Origin of the sequence: Bradyrhizobium erythrophlei, assembly GCF_042430365.1 — a bacterium.
In the GTDB taxonomy this organism is placed as follows: Bacteria; Pseudomonadota; Alphaproteobacteria; order Rhizobiales; family Xanthobacteraceae; genus Bradyrhizobium; species Bradyrhizobium erythrophlei.
The window spans coordinates 1-851 of record NZ_JBHMET010000157.1 but is presented as its reverse complement, the minus strand read 5'-3'; the positions used below and the strand labels follow the sequence as shown (position 1 = coordinate 851).

General features: G+C 60.8%; 1 protein-coding gene. It reads left to right on the top strand.

Annotation, left to right across the window (positions count from 1 at the left end; translation table 11 throughout):
• Positions 1–73: 73 nt before the first annotated feature.
• Positions 74–834, top strand: a protein-coding gene (locus ACFFWD_RS24635) for an IS5 family transposase (RefSeq protein ID WP_376969434.1) whose coding sequence is annotated in 2 segments (ribosomal slippage) — positions 74–407 and positions 407–834 — 762 coding nt in all. Because the reading frame shifts where the segments join, the coding sequence is not laid out codon by codon here.
• The last annotated feature ends 17 nt before the right edge of the window (positions 835–851 follow it).

Here is an 851-nt window from a genome sequence, read left to right as displayed (position 1 = left end):
CTAGGTCCTGTGGACTCTTGGGATTCTCAAATCGAGAGGAGTGTGATTCAAGACTTTCTTTTGGGAGGAAGTCTTGGGCATCCAGGATCGGCTCGTTCTGAGCGATGCGCAATGGGATCGGATATCCGGCCTGATCATTGGTCGGCCGGACCAGCGCGGTTCGACGGGCCGCGACAACCGCATGTTCGTCGAAGGCGTTTTGTGGATCGTGCGCACCGGTTCGCCGTGGCGCGATCTGCCCGAAGCATTCGGCGACTGGAACAGCGTGTTCCGACGCTTCAGCCGGTGGAGCGCCAAAGGGGTCTGGCTGCGCATGTTCGAGGCGCTGGCGGATGATCCGGACTTTGAATACCTGATCGTCGACTCCACCATCGTCCGCGCCCACCAGCACGCCAGCGGCGCAAAAGGGGGGCTCAAAATCAGGCCATCGGGCGTTCCCGCGGCGGCCTGACGACTAAAATCCATCTGGCGGTTCGCGGCTTGGGCTGTCCGGTCCGCTTCTTCCTCACCGCAGGCCAGGCCGGCGATGCGCCGCAAGCCGGTCCGCTCGTCGAGGGCTTCGCTGCCGACGTCGTCATCGCCGACACAGCTTACGACGCTGACGCGTTTCGCAATGCTATCGCTGCAAAAGGCGCTATCGCCGCCATTCCCAACAACCCTTCGCGGGCCATCAAACATCCGCTCGACGCTTCGCTCTACGCTCAGCGCCATCTCATCGAATGCTGCTTCAGCAAGCTCAAACAGTTTCGCCGCGTCGCCACACGTTACGAAAAAACCGCCAGAAACTACTTTGCTGTCCTAACGCTCGCTGCAACCATGCTCTGGTTGCGGTAAATGTCCACAGGACCTAG